At 44.4% G+C, this 522-nt stretch carries 2 protein-coding genes; both read left to right on the top strand.

All coding sequences use genetic code 11. The features are described 5' to 3' along the window. Positions 1–2 precede the first annotated feature (2 nt). Positions 3–287 carry an ArsR/SmtB family transcription factor gene (locus A3712_RS19745; RefSeq protein ID WP_063524734.1) on the top strand — a complete coding sequence of 95 codons (285 nt, stop codon included), beginning with the start codon at positions 3–5 and terminating at the stop codon, positions 285–287. 41 nt (positions 288–328) lie between these two features. Next, positions 329–522 (top strand): glyceraldehyde 3-phosphate dehydrogenase NAD-binding domain-containing protein (locus tag A3712_RS19740; RefSeq protein WP_331710924.1); only part of this gene is annotated, 194 nt, incomplete at its 3' end.

Genomic DNA, 522 nt, shown 5'->3' with positions numbered 1-522 from the left:
TAATGTTGATTGTGCGCCAAGAGTGCCTTTCAGTTGGTGAGTTGACTCAGGCATTACAAGAAAGTCAGCCAAAGGTATCACGCCACCTTGCGCAGCTGCGTTCAAACGGCATTTTGAATGACGTTCGCCAAGGGCAATGGGTGTTCTATCGCCTTGCCAATGATTTACCGGGTTGGATGCTAAAGTTAATTGATGACCTTATCGCATCTAACTGTTTGAAAACTGAATACCAACAAGACATTGAGCGCCTAGAGGCGATGACTTCACGTCCTCAATGTTGCGTTTGATCGAATATTTTTAGATTCACCACTAACTGAGAGATATTAAAATGACAGTTAAAGTAGGTATTAATGGTTTTGGCCGTATCGGCCGTCTAGCATTTCGCGCAGCTTTCGATTGGGAAGAGCTAGAGTTTGTACAGATTAACGATGTAGCTGGCGATACAGCAACGCTTGCACATCTTCTTGAGTTCGATTCAGTTCAAGGTCGCTGGAACCATGAAGTGACAACTGAAGGCGATGA

The sequence above is a fragment of the Vibrio sp. HI00D65 genome (genome assembly GCF_001635455.1).
In the GTDB taxonomy this organism is placed as follows: Bacteria; Pseudomonadota; Gammaproteobacteria; order Enterobacterales; family Vibrionaceae; genus Vibrio.
This window is presented reverse-complemented; position numbering and strand designations above follow the sequence as displayed.